Annotated in this window: 10 protein-coding genes; 4 read left to right on the plus strand and 6 right to left on the minus strand. The window is 62.4% G+C overall.

Going from position 1 to position 18,643, the window contains the following annotated elements:
* Nucleotides 1-74 precede the first annotated feature (74 nt).
* Nucleotides 75-2,003: a GH25 family lysozyme gene (locus HMPREF2879_RS02345; protein ID WP_070634729.1), complete on the plus strand. Its 1,929-nt coding sequence runs from the start codon at nucleotides 75-77 to the stop codon at nucleotides 2,001-2,003.
* Nucleotides 2,004-2,938: 935 nt separating this feature from the next.
* On the opposite strand, the gene adhP is transcribed toward HMPREF2879_RS02345, so the two are convergent.
* From adhP to HMPREF2879_RS02375, 6 genes are all read right to left on the minus strand, one after another.
* Nucleotides 2,939-3,979 (minus strand): alcohol dehydrogenase AdhP, encoded by a 1,041-nt coding sequence (gene adhP, locus HMPREF2879_RS02350; RefSeq protein ID WP_012903352.1) that lies wholly within the window; start codon nucleotides 3,977-3,979, stop codon nucleotides 2,939-2,941.
* Nucleotides 3,980-4,401: 422 nt separating this feature from the next.
* A complete protein-coding gene (locus tag HMPREF2879_RS02355) occupies nucleotides 4,402-5,784 on the minus strand; it encodes a phosphoenolpyruvate synthase (protein ID WP_070634730.1) in 1,383 nt (460 codons plus the stop codon).
* Between the two features lie 323 nt (nucleotides 5,785-6,107).
* The gene (lgt, locus tag HMPREF2879_RS02360; RefSeq protein ID WP_012903350.1) at nucleotides 6,108-7,136 is read right to left on the minus strand and encodes a prolipoprotein diacylglyceryl transferase; all 1,029 of its coding nucleotides are present in this window, start codon (nucleotides 7,134-7,136) and stop codon (nucleotides 6,108-6,110) included.
* On the minus strand, nucleotides 7,136-7,990 hold the full coding sequence (trpA, locus tag HMPREF2879_RS02365; protein ID WP_012903349.1) for a tryptophan synthase subunit alpha: 855 nt from the start codon (nucleotides 7,988-7,990) through the stop codon (nucleotides 7,136-7,138). Before trpA ends, lgt begins: the two co-directional genes overlap by 1 nt.
* Nucleotides 7,990-9,324: a tryptophan synthase subunit beta gene (gene trpB, locus HMPREF2879_RS02370; RefSeq protein ID WP_070634731.1), complete on the minus strand. Its 1,335-nt coding sequence runs from the start codon at nucleotides 9,322-9,324 to the stop codon at nucleotides 7,990-7,992. The genes trpA and trpB overlap by 1 nt, the downstream gene beginning before the upstream one ends.
* 219 nt (nucleotides 9,325-9,543) lie before the next feature.
* A complete protein-coding gene (locus HMPREF2879_RS02375; protein ID WP_083309625.1) occupies nucleotides 9,544-12,843 on the minus strand; it encodes a chromosome segregation SMC family protein in 3,300 nt (1,099 codons plus the stop codon).
* 324 nt (nucleotides 12,844-13,167) lie between these two features.
* Here HMPREF2879_RS02375 and HMPREF2879_RS02380 point away from each other — a divergent pair, with 324 nt between their 5' ends.
* From HMPREF2879_RS02380 to HMPREF2879_RS02390, 3 genes are read left to right on the plus strand one after another with little or no spacing between them, the layout of a single operon-like run.
* Nucleotides 13,168-14,220: a 3-oxoacyl-ACP synthase III gene (locus HMPREF2879_RS02380; protein WP_070634733.1), complete on the plus strand. Its 1,053-nt coding sequence runs from the start codon at nucleotides 13,168-13,170 to the stop codon at nucleotides 14,218-14,220.
* A gap of 54 nt (nucleotides 14,221-14,274) precedes the next feature.
* On the plus strand, nucleotides 14,275-17,271 hold the full coding sequence (locus HMPREF2879_RS02385) for an alpha/beta fold hydrolase (RefSeq protein WP_070634734.1): 2,997 nt from the start codon (nucleotides 14,275-14,277) through the stop codon (nucleotides 17,269-17,271).
* Nucleotides 17,272-17,304: 33 nt separating this feature from the next.
* Nucleotides 17,305-18,546 (plus strand): NAD-dependent epimerase/dehydratase family protein, encoded by a 1,242-nt coding sequence (locus HMPREF2879_RS02390; RefSeq protein WP_070634735.1) that lies wholly within the window; start codon nucleotides 17,305-17,307, stop codon nucleotides 18,544-18,546.
* The last annotated feature ends 97 nt before the right edge of the window (nucleotides 18,547-18,643 follow it).

Here is an 18,643-nt window from a genome sequence, read left to right on the forward strand (position 1 = left end):
CATATTCACTCGTGTCAGAAGCCCCCACACAGGGCCACATCGACACATCCACCTCTCAAACACAGGCAAAATCTATGAAGAAACTCCAGACTGCCGCACGCTCCGCGGCAGCCCGCTCCATCATGGCGTCCGCAGGTGCGCTCTCCCTGGTCGCCGCATCCCTCACCTCCGTTCCCGCCGCCTTCGCCGCTCCCAGCGCGAGCGCAGCCGCAGAGGTCGACCCCAACGCATCCTACGAGGAGCTCACCTACGCCCCCGCCCCGGATGCATCCCTGGTCGAACGCTCCAACCCCGCCATGGGTGCGGGCGAGCGCGAACGCCTGGGCACCGCCAATGCACGCACCGGTGCCATCTCCCCCGCTTCTACCGCAACTCTGAGCGGTATTTCCGCGACCCAGAGCTCCGCGCAGGGTCTGGGAGCTGGTCGAGCTCCGGCAGCCGGTCAGGCACTGGCACAGGGCCGCTCCGCGTGGACCCCCTCCGGCGGCACCCTCGGTATGGACGTCTCCTCGCACCAGCAGAACGTGGACTGGGCGAGCGCCTACGCCGCAGGTTCCCGCTTCGCCTACGTGAAGGCAACCGAGGGCGGTTACTACACCAACCCCTACTTCGCTCAGCAGTACAACGGCTCCGCCGAGTCAGGCATGATGCGCGGCGCCTACCACTTCGCAAACCCCCGCACCTCCTCGGGTGCCGATCAGGCACGCTACTTCGTGCAGAATGGTGGCGCGTGGACTGCCGACGGCAAGACCCTGCCCGGCCTGCTGGACATCGAGTTCAACCCCTACCCCGCCTACGGCAACACCTGCTTCAACATGACCCCGGCACAGCTGACCGCCTGGACCCGCGACTTCGTGGACACCTACCGTTCGCTGACCGGTCGCGACCCGATGGTGTACACCGCAACCTCCTGGTGGTCGCAGTGCGTGGGTTCGCAGCAGTTCGGCGTTCTGCCACTGCACCTGGCAAGCTACTCGACCGTGGTCGGTGCGATTCCGGCGGGTTGGAGCGGCTACGACATTTGGCAGTTCACCGATTCGGGCCCGTTCGTGGGTGACTCGAACTTCTTCCCCGGCACCGTGAACGATCTGAAGGTTCTGGCGAAGAACCCGAAGGCTGTGCACCGCAACTGGTCGAACGGCCAGGACCGCGCTGTGGAAGACCGTGCGGCAAAAGACCGTGCGGCACAGGATTCTAACGTGGTGACCACCGCGACCGGTTCCATTGATATTCGCACCGGCATCGGTAACTTCTGGAATAAGAACCGCTCCTTCTACGGCGACCCGATCGGTACCGAGTACACCCTGACCAACGGCGTGTATGCGCAGAAGTTCACCAACGGCAAGACCATCTACTGGACGAACTCTCACGGTTCGCACTGGCTGGTCACCAACGGCGGCCTGGATCATAAGTTCCGCTCGGACGTGGCACGATTCCGCGGCCTGACCACCGACGAGGAAACCCGCTCCGACACCATCGCGGTCTCTTTCGCCAACGGTGAGGGTGCCTACTGGTCTGCCGCTACCGGCACCCACATCATCAATGAGCGCGGCTCCATCTACGCGACCTGGCGTGCAGCTGGCATGAGGGGCGTGCCCACCACCGACGAGCAGAACCTGGGCAACAGCCTCATCAAACAGGAATTCACCGGCAACACCACCTACGTGTGGTCCGCACAGACCGGCACCCACCGCATGCACACCGGCGGCGCGTTCTACCACCGCTTCCTGCAGCACCGCGGCGCCTGGGGTGCACCGGTGACCGACGAAACCGCCACCTCCACGGGTGCTCAGGTGCGATTCGCCTCGGGTAAGGTGCTGCTCTGGTCGGATGCGTACGGTGCGTACGAGACCAACGGTAACGGCGCAATCTTCAAGCACTGGGAGAAGAATACCGCCCGTTACGGTGCGGCACGCGGTGACGAATCCTACGTGAACGGCGTGTACTACATGGACTTTGAGCGCGGCACGATCCGCTGGACCGCGCAGCGTGGAATCTACTAAACAGCGTGGAATCTACTCAACAGCACGGCAGCTAATAAACACTACAACGTGCATATAAAAACGAGGGGCACCTGGCAGAGGTGCCCCTCGTTCTTTTGCTACAGGAAGCATCTTCTGAACAACACAAAAATCAAGATGCGTTCTGCAGCGGGTGGGTTACCGAGTGAGTAGAGAACCCGGCTATGTTACCCGTGCCGGCAGGTAAATTTATAGCGTGGCGGGTGTGCCGCCTCGAAGTCATGCAATGTCCTAAAAGCCCCGGATTAGTGTGGCGGACATAGTCCCCATTGACTATGTCCGTGGGGCCCACACTAATCTTGTGAGACCTCACCCCGAAGGTGTCTAGAGGGGCGCCTGACCGGAAGTAAGGACTCAACGGTGAATAACGGCACGGTACGAAGATGCTGAAATTCACCCGGGTATGGCGTTCCGGGAGAAGGAATCGATATCTAGGAGGACCGAAACCTTCACACGTCATATCCCGTTACATCTAGGGTAGGTGTAGGCGCACGCGAAACCTATCTCTTCGGCAAATATTACGCCTCAACCAGTGGTTGAATGTTTACAATACAAGTATGCATTTTGAGGCCTATAGATGTCAAACAAAATGCTATATTGAACTAATTTAGTGAGAATTTTGAGATAATCCACCGGATATTTCAAAAATAAATTCCCACATATATTACGTTTAGGTGCCTAGTACTCACAGAGGAATTCGGCTCCTCACGATAACGACTCTCAACAACCCGGAGCCCTAAAACGCCGCATTAAAAACACTAGGACGCACCCCGCGTCGTATGCACAGCAGAAAGAGTACCCCTACTCCCCCGCCACACGGGATGCGCCCTAGGCGCTATAACCATCGAAACTACCGGCAAGACCCCAGCCGAGTGAGATCTTGAAGCCCTACCGGGCGCCTCGAACCATCCGCTAGCTTAGAGGCTAGCGAAGTCCAGAACCATACGGCCGGTAATCTTACCCGCCGCCATTTCCTCGAAGACAGCCGGTGCCTCGTCAACCTCACGCAACTGAACCACCGGAACCACGATGCCGTCAGCACCGAACTGGAACGCCTCCGCCAGATCCTGACGGGTACCCACCAGGGAGCCCACCACGCGGATGCCGTCCAGAATAATCTTCACAATGGACAGCTCCATCATCTCCGAAGGCAGGCCAACAGCCACCACGGAACCGCCTGCGCGAACCGACTCAACAGCCTGGTTGAACGCAACCTTCGACACCGCGGTCACCACAGCAGCGTGAGCGCCGCCGCCGGTCAGCTCGCGAATACGAGCCGGAACATCCTCAACCTCACGGCCGTTGATGACGTGATCAGCACCGGTCTCACGAGCCAGAGCCAGCTTGTCGTCGTTGATATCAACAGCAATAACCTTGGCGCCGAAAACCTTCTTAGCGTACTGAACAGCCAGGTTACCCAGACCGCCAGCGCCGTAAGCAACCAGCCACTGACCCGGGCGAACCAGCGACTCCTTGATTGCCTTGTAGGTGGTCACACCAGCGCAGGTAATGGAGCTTGCCTGTGCCGGGTCAAGACCCTCGGGAACCTTCACAGCGTAATCAGCGGTCACCAGAGTGTACTCACTCATGCCGCCATCGACCGAGTAGCCTGCATTCTTCACCGAACGGCACAGGGTCTCACGGCCCGAGGTGCAGTACTCACAGTGGCCGCAGCCCTCGAAGAACCAAGCCACCGACACGCGATCGCCTTCCTTCAGGGACTCAACACCCTCACCGACCTTGACGACACGACCAATGCCTTCGTGGCCCAGAATACGACCCGGAACCTCACCGAAGTCACCGGAAGCCACGTGCAGGTCAGTGTGGCACACGCCCGAGTACTCAATCTTCACGAGCGCCTGGCCGTGACCGACAGCCGGAACGGGAACCTCACGGACAACAACCGAACCGTCAACCTTCTCAGGGACAACAACAGCCTTCATGGTTTCCTTGCACATGATCTAAACTCCTTAGTCATCGGTGGTCGCGCTCAAACCGCAATCTGTAATCTGCGCTGTGCAACCTAGCGGGGTGAGCGCGCGTATTCTTTACATTTCCACCGTAAAATGAGGAGCCCCCAATCTAAAGGACCTTCCCCGAATATGACAGAGGGGTTAGATAGAGGCATTCTCGCGAGCAAGGATGATCTTTCGATAAGGTCTATTCCGACCAATGCGCTAAACCGCCAAAGGTTGATATGACGCTATGACGAAACAACACAGAAGATGAGAATGCCTCCCAAATAAGCGGTTTGGGAGGCACTCAGAAAAAATTTAAATATTAAGTTTGAGGCGCATACCACCCTAAAGAAAGGGTTCAATCTACACCTATACGATTCCTACAGGCTTATAGGAACTCTTAACCGATGAGACTTAGCTGCCTAGAAGCAGAAAGCAACCTCAATATAGCCAGCGCCGCGCTCACCCGGACCATTCGGAGCGTTCAACGCCCACCCCAGATCCATGATGCGCACCGTAGAATCCATGAACGTACCGCCGCCAGCGCCACCGCCAGCCAGCTGCACCGAACCCACCGCATAGCGGGCACGAGCCGAATCGTTATTCCACTTCTGCGACACCACACGAGCCGAAACACTCAACGCAGCGCCGGAACCGCCGCCGCCATAACCGGCGCCACCGCCTCCAGAAACCACCGACTGGTAGCCGTTAAACAGCTCGCCAGCGTTCGACGGGCGGTTATCGGTACCCTCCGGAGTCTGATCCCACTGGTACGAATAGCTCGCCACACCATCGGCGCCCTTCGCGCGGAAACCGCTCGAACCCGCCGCACCGGCAGTCGCAGTGCTCACCAGCTTCTGGGTGGCGGTGCTCGAAAAACCAATCACCGAACCATCAACAGTCGGCGGGTTCAGCTTCTCACCGCCAGCACCGCCCACACCACCGGCGGCACCCGAACCCGGGTTCACCGTCAGAATCGGATTAGACTGCGCCTCGTACGAGGTGAAACCAACAAAACCGGGCGAACCGTCGCCGTCACCCGAACCAGCGCCACCACCGGTGCTGAACTGGTGCTCGCCACCGGAGCTATCAAGCGAATAGTGCGCGGTCGGGCGCACAGCACCCGCCTTCGCGGGATTCGGCAAAACCGTCGCATACGACGCCAGAACGCCAGCACCGCCGCCACCACCGGCAACAATCATCGGCACGCCATCCACCTCAATAGCGGAGGAACCACCGCCGGACGCCGAATACAGCACAGCGCTCATGCCACCGCGACCGGTCACACCGCCAGAAATGCGGGTCAAATCATTAATCGCAGAAACAACGTTCGCGGGAACCGGCGAAGAAGCCTTCGAGGAGCCGCCCACGCCGTAGCCGTCGCCGCCCTCAGCGGGCTTCAGCTCACCATTACCGATACCGCCCGAACCGGCAGTCAGAGTAATAGTCTGGCCGCCGCGCACAGCCATAGAACCCTCCACCATGGCACCGGAACCGGCATCAGCCACAGTGTAGTTCGTGCCGCCAGCACCACCCACAGCGGTAAAACGCATACGCTTAGCGCCCGCAGGAACCGTCAGCACGGCAACCTTCTTCACGCCATCACCGGCAGTGATCATCGTCGAATCCTCGTAAGGGCCGGTGCACTCGCCTTCCTCATCAGAAGCCGCATACGCCGGAATCACCGACGACGCCACAACAACCGGGGTAGCCCACGCCGCACCAGCCACAAGACGACGACGGGTCAGACCCGGACGAGAAGAAGGAGAAACGGGGCGCGAAGAATCGCCGGCAGAAGAGCTCACGATAAAAATCCTGTACGTTGAGTGGGTGTTTCTAAACGCAGACGCGACGGGCGTTCGAAGAGCCTCATACTCCTTACACGGAGCCTCATGCCCCTTACGCGGGCGCCCGCCACACGCAATACCTCTATTATGCCTTCTCAACAGCCTAAATCCGTACAGGGCCCCGGCATATGCCACCATGAGAACATCCACCAGCAAGAAACAGACAGCAAGCACAAATAGCGGGCACAAAAAACCGCCGGACAGGGGCGCTCCCCCATCCGGCGGTTTTTCTATGAAATTTAGATGGAGCTAGAAGATGAAAGCTAGGAGCCCTTTGTCAGCTAGGAGCCCTTCGTCGAAGACTCAGAAGAGTCAGAATCCTCGGCGGGCTCTGCCTTCTCAGATGCCTTCTCGGATGCCTTCTCGGATGCCTTCTCCTCAGCGCCCTCTACAGACTCATCTGCGGCAGGCTTCGGAGCGAACTCGGCAGGTGCAGGCTCAATACCCGCAGCAGCCTTCGCCGCAGCACGACGACCAGCCACCACAAAACCAGCAGCACCCAGCAGAACCAGCAGCAGAGCAGTCCACACGTGAATACGAACGCCCCAGAGCATCTCCGAGGTATCAATACGCAAGAACATCTCAATGAAGAGGCGACCCACACCGTAGTAGAACACGTACAGCCACAGGGTCTGACCCAGCTTCAGCACGCCCTTACGGCCCAGCCACAGCAGCAACGCCACACCCAGCAGGTTCCACAGCGACTCGTACAGGAACGTCGGATGGAACAGCGTACCCGCCGGATACTGGGTCGGGAAATTACCGCTCGACGCGCTAATCTCCAAGCCCCACGGCAGAGTCGTCGGCTTGCCGAACAGCTCCTGGTTGAACCAGTTACCCCAGCGGCCAAACGCCTGAGCCAGCAGAATACCCGGCGCTACCGCATCCGCAAAAGCAGGGAAATTCATGCCATAGCGGCGGCAACCATACCAGGCGCCCAACGCACCAACCGACACGGCACCCATAATGCCGATGCCGCCCTCCCAAATCTTCAGGAAAGCCCACGGATCAGCAACATTCGGACCGAAATAGCTACCCGGGTCAGTAATCAGCACATGGTAGGCGCGGGCACCAATAATACCCGCCGGAATAGCCCACATCGCCACGTCAAAAACGCGCTCAGGGGTACCACCCGCCGCCTTCCAACGGCGAGAACCCAGCCACAAGCACACCGCCATACCCGCAAGAATACACAGGGCATAGAAATGCACACGGAACGGGCCCAACTGCAGGTACGAAACGCTCGGAGAGGGAATCGAAGCCAGCACGTTAGCTACCGGCACGCTCGCCAGCGACAGCACATCAGACATTAGCCTTCACGCCCCGCCAGCTCACGGGTCAGCTTAGCCACCGCCTCAACACCGCCAGAAGCCAAAGCCTTCACTAGCGCAGTACCGACAATCACGCCGTCCGCATACTCGCCAATCTCCTCAACGTGGGCACGAGTCGAAACGCCCAGACCCACGCACGCACGAGGCGCACCGGCAGCCTTAATGTCCGCAACCAGGGTGCGAGCCGCCTCCGACACGGAGGTGCGGGCACCGGTCACGCCCATCACCGACACGGCGTACACGAAGCCGCTCGACGCCTTCGCAATAGTCGCCAGACGCTCCGGCGAAGAAGACAGAGCAGCCAAGAAAATACGGTCCAGACCGTACTCATCAGAAGCTTCAAACCACGACGACGCCTCATCAGGCACCAGGTCCGGGGTAATCATGCCCGCACCGCCGGCAGCCGCCAAATCACGCGCAAAATTCTTCACACCGTACGCCAGAACCGGGTTCCAGTACGTCATCACGACAACCACCGCGTCGGTCGCCTCGGTAATGCGGCGGACCGCCTCAAACAGCTGAGGAAGCTTGAAACCGTTCTCCAGCGCCACGCCGGTAGCCTTCTGAATCACCGGGCCATCCATGACCGGATCAGAATAAGGCACGCCCAGCTCAATAATGTCCGCGCCGTTATTGCCCAGAGCAATCGCCGCGTCAATCGACTCGTCCAGGGTCGGGAAGCCCACCGGCAGGTAGCCAATCAGCGCCGCACGGCCCTGCTTCTCGCACTCAGCCAGACGAGCCGCCAGAGGCGACTGCGCATTCGGAGCGGGGAAAGAACCATCCAGCACCGTAAAAGGTGCCGCCTGAGAAATAGCGTCCTGGTAGCTCATTACTTAGCCTCACTTTCAGCCTGTGCGTTCTGTGCAGCGGATGCGGCAGCTTCCTTATTACCGGTCATCAGGGTCGAGGACGGAATCGCCTTACCCAGACCGAACCACTTCAGCGCGGTCTCCATGTCCTTATCGCCACGACCCGACAGGCAGACAATCATCGTCTTCTCACGTGCCGCCTCCGGATCCTCAGCAACCCAACGCTGGCACACGCGCAACGCGCCCGCCAGAGCGTGCGAGGACTCAATCGCCGGGATAATACCCTCGGTGCGGCAGAGCAGACGCAGAGCGTCCATCGCCTCGGTGTCAGTCACCGGCTCGTAAGTCACGCGACCAATATCGGACAGGTAGGAGTGCTCAGGACCCACACCCGGGTAATCCAGACCAGCAGAAATCGAATGGGACTCAATGGTCTGGCCGTCCTCATCCTGCATCAGGTAGGTCATCGCGCCGTGCAGCATGCCCGGGCGGCCCAGAGTAATGGTCGCCGCGTGACGGCCGGTCTCCACGCCGTCACCGCCAGCCTCAAAACCGTAAATCTCAACCGAAGAATCGTCCAAGAACGCGTGGAACAGACCAATCGCGTTCGAACCGCCACCCACGCAGGCAGCAATACCATCGGGCAGGCGGCCAGTCTCAGTAAGAATCTGCTCGCGCGCCTCCTCACCGATAGCGTCGTGGAAGAAACGCACCATCGCCGGGAACGGGTGCGCACCCGCAGCGGTACCCAGCAGGTAGTGGGTGTTCTCAACGTTCGAAACCCAGTCGCGCAGCGCCTCATTAATGGCGTCCTTGAGGGTGCGGGAACCGTTCTGAACCGCAATCACCTTCGCGCCCAGCAGCTGCATACGAGCCACGTTCAGCGACTGACGCTCAGTGTCTTCCTCACCCATGTAGACCACGCACTCCATGCCGAAGAGCGCAGCCGCGGTAGCAGTCGCAACACCGTGCTGACCCGCACCGGTCTCAGCAATCAGACGGGTCTTACCCATACGCTTAGCGAGCAGAGCCTGACCAATCACGTTATTAATCTTGTGGCTACCCGTGTGGTTCAGGTCCTCACGCTTGAGGAACACACGCGCACCAGCATGCTCAGAGAACTTCGGAACCTCAGTCAGTAGCGACGGACGGTTCGAATACTCAGCAGAAAGACGCTGGAACTCAGCAATGAACTCGGGGTCGTTCTTCGCCTCGTTAAAGGTTGCCTCCAGCTCATCCATGGCGGCAATCAGCGACTCGGGCATCCACCGCCCGCCGTACTCACCAAAATAGGGGCCGGGGGCATTCTTCAACGACTCGCCGTTGAGGAAAGCATCTGCCAGGTTCTCGCTCATCACTATTCCTTCCCTGGATGGTTGCCGCCGGATGCGCGCCGTGGGTAGGGCGGGGCATCAGGCCTGATCACAGCGAAACACCACGCCAACCGTGAATAGGTGGGCGGTGTTCGCACATATCCCCCTATAGTACCCGGGTGCAGGCGGTGACCTGTACCCCGGAGTGCACATGACCATTCCTAGGACATGTGACGTTCGCCGGGGTGGGTGTGCGGCGGACTACAGCAGCTCACGCAGCTCCTCCATCTGCTGAGAAAGCACCGTCGACACGCCACCGCGCATCGACACCCCGTACAGGGTCTCCGCGATCTGCATCGTGCGCTTCTGATGCGTCACCACAATCAGCTGCGAACGCTCCCCCAACTCACCAATCACCTGCAGCAGGCGCGAGAGGTTGCGGTCATCCAGCGCCGCCTCAACCTCATCGAGGGCGTAGAACGGCGACGGGCGAGACATATAAATCGCAATCAACAGCGCCAGCGAAGCGAGCGAACGCTCACCGCCAGACAGCAGCGACAGGCGCTTAACCTTCTTACCCGCCGGGCGCGCGTGAATCTCCACACCCGAATTCAACGGATCGGACGGGTCATCCAGCTCCAGGTGACCCTCGCCTCCCGGGAACAGGGTCTCAAAGATGCGGCGGTAGTGGGTGTTAGTGTCATCCATCGCGGCGGTGAACACCTCCGCAATGTGGCTACTGACCTCGTCCATGACCGTGTTCAGGTCGCGGCGGGTCGCCTTCAAATCCTCAATCTGCTGGTTCAGGTAGGCGTGGCGTTCGGACAGCGCCTCGTACTCCTCCAGCGCCAGCGGGTTAATGGCGCCCAGCGCCTCCAGTTCGGCGCGGGTTGCCTTGAGGCGAGCGCGGACGCTCTCGGTGGAGGCTTCGGTGGCCTCTGATGCCGTTTCGGTAGCAGCATTTTCGGAGGCGTCGTTTTCGGACGCCTCATCTGCGGGCACGTCAACCGGCAGCTGCTCGGAGTACTCCTCCTCCAGCTGCTCCAAGGTCAAACCGGTCACCAGGCGGGCACGCTCAGCCAGCGCCTGCACACGCTCCTGTACGCGCGCCGCCTCCGTCTGGGTGCGCGCCAGCAGGGTCAGTGCCGCCGCGTGCGCCGCCTGCAAATCCTGCACCTCATCGTTCGTGCTGGTCAGGCCCTCCTGGGCGTTCTTCAGGGCGCCGCTCAGCTCGTGCAGCTGCTGCTCACGCTCGCTCACCTGCTCGGCAAGCACCTCACCCAGACGCTGGGCGCGGCGCTCAATTGTCGCCGCGGGAGCCTGCTCCCCCGTGCCCGCCAGGTAGGAATCCTCGCGGGTGCGCGCCGACTCGTAGGCGGTGCGCGCTTCGGCTACGGATTCCTCCGCGGCGGTGAGGCGCTCGTTCAGGCGGGCGCGCTCATTCTGAATGTTCTGCGCGGAGGCTTCCAGGGACTCCGCCTGGGCGCGGGCGCGGGCATGCTCGGCGCTCGCCACGCCCGCCGCCTTCGCTGCCTCGCGTTCTGCTTCGACCGCCGATTCTGCCGCGGTCTGAGCCTGCCGAACGGCCTGCTCGGCTTCGTCTAGTTCGGTGCGGGTGCGGGTCACGACCTGGGAGGCGGCGCGGTATGCGGCGGCGAGTTCCAGGGGGCTGGCGCCCTCAGCCGGGTAGAGCAGGCTGTAGCGGGTGTGTTCGGTGCCTGCGGGGTCAAAAATACGCCAGATAGTGCGCTGACCTGCGAGGGTATTCTCTGCGAGCAGGTGCAGGGCTTGCTCTGCGGAGGCGGCATCCGGCGCGAACAGCACGCCCGTCAGGCGCTCACCCAGCGCCGCGGTGACGCGTGCCAGGGTGTGCTCGTCGATGCCGGCAAGCGCGGCGGCGTCCTCGTTGAGCGGTTCAATCATCTCGGTGGCGGGGCGGATACCCAGCTCGCGCAGCTCGGTGGCGCAGGATTCGGGCAGGGCGGTTTCGGGCAGTTCTGTTGAAAGTTCCGTCGCGGCAGATTCGCTGCTTTCGTCCCCCTTGCCACCGCGCAGCTGCGACACCTCGGCGCCCTCAACCGGCACGTTCAACGCCGCGGTCGCCAGCGAGGTCAGCGCCGCAGACGCCGCACGCGCATACTCGGGGTCAATCTGCACGGCATCCAGCACGCGCAGCAGGCTCGCGCCCTCGCTCGAAGAATCCATGAGCTCGCCGGTCTCGGGGTCGAACACCGCCTCGGCAGATTCAGTGTCCAGTTCGGCGGGTTCCTCGCCCAGGCTCTGGCCCAGCGCCTCACGCAGGGTTGCGGCACGCTCAGCCGCCGCCGCGTAGGCGCGGGTCGCCTCCACTGCAGTGGCGCGGGCGGCATCTAGCCGAGCCTGCGCGCGGGCACGAGACTGCGCCGCCTCACCCGAGGCGCGCTCAGTCTGCGCCACCTCGGACGCCGCCTTCTCAACGTTCTTCAGCGCCGCATCGTAGCGTTCCTCAAAGCTGGCGTAGCTTTCCACCGCGCGCTCTGCTTCTTCGCGGCGCTCCTTCAGCAGTTCCAGGGCGCGTTCGTATCCGGCGCGGGCGGCGGCGGTCGCCTCGGTCAGCTCCACGCGGTAGGTGCGCACGCGCTCGGCGGCGATGGATTGCACGGTGCGCGCACGCGCGGCGGACTCGCGCAGGGTCGACACGGCCTTCTGGCAGGCGGTGACCTCGGCGTTCAGGCGGTTCTGCTCCTGCTGATGCTTCGCGGATGCGGCGCGCGCCGCTTCCAGCTGTTCTTTCAGGGTTTCGGCGCGGCGGGTACCTTCCGCCTCGGAGGCGAGAGCCTGCGTCTGCTCAGCCTGCAGAATACCCAGCTGACGGGCCAAAAGTACCGCCTCCAGCTGGCGGATGCGCGCCTGCAGCTGGCGCGCGGTCGCGGCGGATTCTGCTTGCTCACTCAGCGGCTGCAGCTGCGAATCCAGCTCGGCAACCAGGTCGCTCAGGCGGGTAACGTTCGATGCCACAGACTCCAGTTTGCGGCTGGTCTTCTCCTGGCGGCGGCGGTACTTGACCACGCCCGCCGCCTGCTCGATCATGTCGCGGCGCTGCTGCGCGGTGGCGTGCAGGACCGCATCCAGCTGACCCTGGCCGACGAGCACGTGCATCTGCTGGCCCAGACCCGCCTCCGAGAGCAGGTCCTGAATGTCAGCAAGACGCGCCGGGGAGCCGTTAATCTCGTACTCGCTGCCGCCGGAGCGGAACATGGTGCGTGAAATCTGCACCCGATCAGCGGGAATGCTGAGGGTGCCGTCAGAATTATCGAAAGTCAGGGTGACTTTGGCGCGGCCCAGGGGCGCACGCTGGGCGCCATCGCCCGAACCAGCCTCGCCGGAGCCCGCAAAAATGACGTCCTTCATGCTGCCGCCGCGCAGGCTCTTAGCGCCCTGCTCACCCATCACCCAGGCGAGCGCATCCAGCACATTGGACTTGCCGGAGCCGTTGGGTCCGACCACCGCGTTAATGCCGGGGGTGAACTCAAAAGTGGTGGCGGAAGCGAAAGACTTGAACCCGCGCAGGGTCAGCGACATCAGGTGCACAAGGGGCCTTTCTGCAGAAGAACTGGTGTTTGCCGGGCACGTTCTGTGGTGCGTGGCGGCATCCCTCTAGTGTACGCGGTGCGGCGGGCGGGCGGCGTGAACGTGCACGGGGTGAAAGGGGTTCAAAGTTCCTCATTGTGCATCATCTTACGCGCGGGGTGAACGGGCGCGTTCATATTGGGTCTACGGATACGGGTTCGCCCGGTCGGTGCGGTAGATTGGAATGAGCATCACGAATTCTGCGGGGCCACTGTTCGCATCCCCGCGTTTTTCTATGTATCCCACTGACTTCTATTTTCAAGGGCCACACCATTGATGAATTCATCCGCCGATAAGATCGGCACGAACTCTGACATTCGCCACGCTAATGCAGCTCTGCTGTCTATTACCCATGAGCTGCCTCCGGAGGTCGTCACGAGCGACTACTTCGATGAGCAGCTGGCCCAAACCTATAAGCGTCTGCGCATGCCGAAGGGCCTGCTGGAGCGTCTAGCCGGTATTAGCACTCGCCGCGGCTGGGCTGAGGACCAGACCTTCGAGGACGGCGTTGTTGCCGCAGCCGAGAAGGCTATCGAACAGGCGGGTATTGACCGCTCCCAGATTGGCCTGCTGATTAACGCTTCGGTGACTCGCGATAACTTTGAGCCCGCCGTTTCGGTGGGTGTGCACGACCGCCTGGACCTGCCGCGTCACGCCCTGAACTTCGATATTACGAACGCATGCCTGGGCTTTGTGAACGCGATGACTGTCGCCTCCACCATGATTGATGCGGGCGCTATCGACTACGCCCTGATCGTCGCTGGCGAGGACCCCTCCCCGTGGCACCGTACCGCGGTGCGTATCCTAAACAACCCCGATTCGACCCGCGAGGATGTGCTGGCTCAGTTCGCGACCCTGACCCTCGGTTCGGGTGCGGCAGCGGCTGTGATTGGTCGCGCTGACCGCCATCCGGAGGGTCACCGCATCGTTGGTTCGGTGTCCCGCGCGGGCACTGAGCACCGTAACCTGTGCATCGGTGGCGAGGCGGATCAGGGCATGAACACTGACGCAGAGGGCCTGCTCAAGCACGGCCTGGAGCTGGTGGCGCAGGCGTGGGAGCAGGCGCATCAGGACGGCTGGGAATGGAACGACATGACCTCCTACGTGACCCATCAGATTTCTAACGCCCACACGAACGCCATTATTGAGGCGGTCGGTATTGAGCGTGAGCGCATCCCCTTGACCTTCCCGAAGTGGGGCAATGTGGCTGCGACGGCTCTGCCGATGACTCTCGCCGAGTGCGCGCCGACCTACACGGAAGGCGACCGTATTCTGTGCATGGGTGTGGGTTCTGGCCTGAACACCGCCCTGCTTGAGATTCAGTGGTAACCCGTTAGCTTTTGCGGTAGACATTCACCGATTCGATCCGGAAGGATTCCCAGCATGCGCCATTTGAACTTCCCTAAGGCTCAGCCCCCGTATAACCCGGAGGAATGGGCGGGCGTGAACCCGCGCTACTCCCACCTTCTGGAGGTGCCCACCTCCGCCCCCATTGAGCAGCGGGCGCAGCAGGCTGGCGCGCGCCGCTGGCACTACCTGGATAACCTTCCGGTGCTGGTCGAGCAGGGTTTGGAGCCGATTGGCACGATTCTGTGCGTGCACGGTAACCCGACTTGGTCGTACCTGTGGCGTACCGTGCTGGATGCGGGTGTGAATGAGCGCGCCCCGTGGCGTGTGGTTGCGGTTGATCAGATTGATATGGGTTATTCGGAGCGCACCCACCTGGATTTGGAGGGTGAGCGCCGCTCCCTGACCGACCGTATCGCTGACCTGGGTGATTTCACGAAGACGCTCGGCCTGGATGAGACCGATAAGCCGCTCGTGACTCTCGCCCATGACTGGGGTGGGCTGGTGTCCTTTGGTTGGGCGCTGGAGCATCGTGAGATTCTTTCGGGCGTGATGCTGACGAACACCGCGGTCTACCATGACGGCATTGAGAATATCCCTGCCGCCCTGCGCCTGGCGTTGGGTGTGCACGAGTGGGGTACTCACGATTCGACCGCGTTTATTGATGTGACCTTGGGTTTGGCTCAGAATGAAGGTCGCCTGCCCGCGCCGGGTTCTGCCGGTGCCGGCGCGCTTGATGGTGCCCTGCCGCAGCCGGTGGGCAAGCAGCCTAAGCGCCTGTACCCGAGCCCGCTGAACGAGGCGATTTACCGCACCTACCGTGCGCCGTACGCTCATTCAGCGTGGCGTGAGGGTGTGCGTAATTTTGTGGGCGATATTCCGACCGGCACCGATATTCCTTCTTATACGCCGATGCAGCGTATTGCCGAGCAGATCCGTGGCCTGGACGTGCCCGCCTTCTTCCAGTGGGGTACGAAGGACCCGGTGTTCCAGCGCCGCTACCTGTTCGACCTGATGGAGCGCATGCCGCAGGCGAAGGTGCACCGCTACGAGAAGGCCTCGCACCTGGTCATTGAGGATTACGATATTGCCTCCCCCATGATTTCGTGGCTTGCGCAGACTTTCGGCACGCTGGAGGACGGCATGCTGGTTCCGGCGCGTAATGCGGAGGCGGAGCATCGTGCCGCCCGCGCGCGCCGCCACGGTCTTACTGCCGGCGAGGGCGCTACCGCTGAGGGCGCTGTTCCCGCGGCGTTCCGCCCCATGCTCGCAGCCCTCACCGAACGCGCCGACGACGCCTCCACCGCCGTGGTGGACATGGACCCCAAGGGCGACGGCACCTCCGTTTCCGTGACCCTGACCTGGGCTGAGCTGAACCAGCAGGTCAACGCCGCCGCGACCCGCCTGCACGCCCTGGGTGTGCGTCCGGGCGACCGCGTGAACCTGATGGTGCCTCCGGGTGCCCGCCTGACCACCCTGATTTACGCCTGCATGAAGCTGGGCGCTGTCATTGTGGTGGCTGATACCGGTCTGGGTATTCCGGGTCTGACTCGCGCGTTGAAGGGCGCTAACCCGAGCTTCCTGGTGGGTATTCCCGCCGCGCTCAGTGCCGCCCGTACCCTGCTGTGGCCGGGTGTGCGTATTTCTGTGGAGCCGCTGGGTTCGGTGCAGGAGAAGCTGTTGGGCGTTGCCGGTTCGGTGTTTACCGCGCCCTCCGCTGACGGTACTCCGGGTGCGCCGGTGCCCACCCCGACCGTGGTGGAGTTCCCCTCCCCCGTGCCGGATGCTGATGCGGCGGTGCTGTACACCTCCGGTTCGACCGGCCCGGCTAAGGGTGTGGTGTACACGCAGCGTCAGCTGGCGGGTATGCGCGATGCCATTGCGAATACGTACGGTTTTGCGCCCGGTAGCGGTCTGGTGGCTGGCTTCGCGCCGTTTGCACTGTTGGGCCCGGCACTGGGTGCTACCAGCGTGACCCCGACGATGGATGTGACCCGTCCGAAGACCCTGACGGCTTCGGCATTGGCGTCGGCTGCGGCGGCTATTGATGCGTCGGTCGTGTTTGCTTCCCCCGCCGCCCTGGTGAATGTGGTGGCGACCGCCGATGAGCTGAACGCTGAGCAGCGTGCGGCGTTGGCTAAGGTTCAGACCGTGCTGAGTGCTGGCGCGCCGATTCCCGTGCCGCTGCTGGAGGCGCTCTCCGCCCTGGTGCCGAACGCCTCCCTGCACACCCCGTACGGCATGACCGAGGGTCTGCCGGTGACCGATGTGTCTTTCGAGATGATTCGCCAGGCGATTGCTGAGGGCACCCCGAATGCTGCCGGTGAGGTGCTTGACCCGTTCGCCCGTGACGGCGTGTGCGTTGGTTTCGCGGTGTACGGTGCGGCGGTGGCTATTGCGCCTCTGCTGCAGGACGGTTCGGTGGCGGATGAGCTGACCCATGAGCCGGGTGTGACCGGTGAGATTCTGGTCTCGGCACCCCACGTGAAGGACCGCTACGACACTCTGTGGGTGACCGAGGAGCAGTCCATTAGCACTCCGGGTTGGCATCATACCGGTGACGTCGGACACCTGGACGCTTCGGGTCGCCTGTGGGTTGAGGGTCGCCTCGCGCACGTGCTGCTGACCTCCCAGGGCGTGCTGACCCCGGTGGCTGCCGAACAGTCCGCCGAGTCCCTGCCCGAGGTGCGCCGCGCCGCCCTGGTTGCGGTGGGTCCCGCCGGTACCGCCGCCCCGGTGCTGGTCATTGAGGCTTCCGCGAATACCGCCGCCCTGGAGGCGCGCCAGTCCGCATCCGTGTTCAAGCGTGCCCTGCTCGACCGCGTGCCCGGCGCTCGCCGCTTCCCTATTGCGGAGGGTGTGGCGCCCTTTGAGCTGTCCCAGCTGGTGCGTCAGAAGGTTGCCGATGATACCGGCGTGGAGCTTGCCGCCGTGCTGGTGGTGCACGAGCATCCGACCGATATTCGCCATAATTCGAAGATTGACCGCCCCGCCCTGGGTGAGTGGGCGTCAAAGGTCCTTGCGGGGGCGTAAGCGCCTGCCGGATCCCTATGTCTAAGGAGTATGATGTCCCCTCATTCTTCGCGTGAGTCCTCTTCCCACGAGTCCGCACCCCGCTTGTCTGCGTCCCGCCTGTCAACTTCGCATGCGGTGACCTCCCCGACGGCGCGGTTCCGCAAGCCGGCGCAGCCGCTGGCGGCACGCTACACCGACCCCGCCCCTCGTTCGTTGCGCCCGGTTGAGGAGCCCGATTTCGCGCCGCGTATTGGCGAGCGCATCCTCTTTACCGGTGCGAGCGGTCTGCTGGGTCGTGAGAGCGTTCTGGCGTTGTTGCGTTCCGGCTATGATGTGCGCGTTTTTCAGCGTGGTGATTCGGGTATTGCGGCGCTTCTGCCCGATTCGATTCGCCCCCGTTTTGAGCAGGTGCGCGGCGATATTACGAACGCGCAGGCTGTGGATCTGGCGATGACCGGCGTGAACGGCGTGGTGCATGCCGCGGCGAAGGTTTCGGTTAGCGGCGAGTGGGCTGATTATGAGCGCATCAATATTAAGGGCACCCGCACCCTGTTGCAGGCGGCGCTGAACCATTCGGTGGGTTCTTTCCTGTACATTTCCTCGCCGTCGGTGGCTCATGCCGGTGCGGCGATTGTGGGTGACGGTGCCGGCGTGGCGTCCCCGGAGCATGCGCGCGGTAACTATGCGCGTTCGAAGGCTGCCGCTGAGCTGCTCGCGTTGGAGGCAAACGGCACCACCCTGCCCGGTGGCGGGGTTTTGCGCGTGGGTGCGTTGCGTCCTCACCTGATGTGGGGTCCGGGCGATACCCAGCTGGTCGAGCGTATTCTGGAGCGTTCCGCCGCGGGCCGCCTGCCGCTACTATCCGGCGGTACGGGCCTGATTGATACGCTCTACATTGATAACGCCGCGGATGCCGTGGTGCGCGGCTATCAGCGCCTCGACGCTTTTGCGGGCCGGGCGCTGGTGGTGACGAACGGTCAGCCGCGCACTATCGCTGAACTACTGGGTGGTTTCTGTGAGGCGGTGGGCGTTCCCGCCCCGCGTTTCTCGGTTCCGGCGAAGGTTGCGGCTCTGGCGGGTAAGGTCATTGAGCGCGTCTGGGAGCGTCTGCCGAAGAACGTGACTGCCGGTGATGAGCCGCCGATGACGGAGTTCCTCGCCGAGCAGCTGTCGACCGCGCACTGGTTTGATCAGCGCCGCACCCGTGAGTTGCTGCAGTGGGAGCCCGCCGTGTCGATTGAAGAAGGCTACGAGCGTCTGGGCTTGTTCTACGGGGACAAGTACAGCCGCTAGTTGCTTCTTTTTGGGTCGGTTCCCCCAGCCCCTTTCTCAACCCAGCTGTAAACGAATGACGGCGTAGCTACATCCCCCATGGGAGGAACGTAGCTAC

Origin of the sequence: Rothia sp. HMSC069C04 (assembly GCF_001812895.1) — a bacterium.
In the GTDB taxonomy this organism is placed as follows: domain Bacteria; phylum Actinomycetota; class Actinomycetes; order Actinomycetales; family Micrococcaceae; genus Rothia.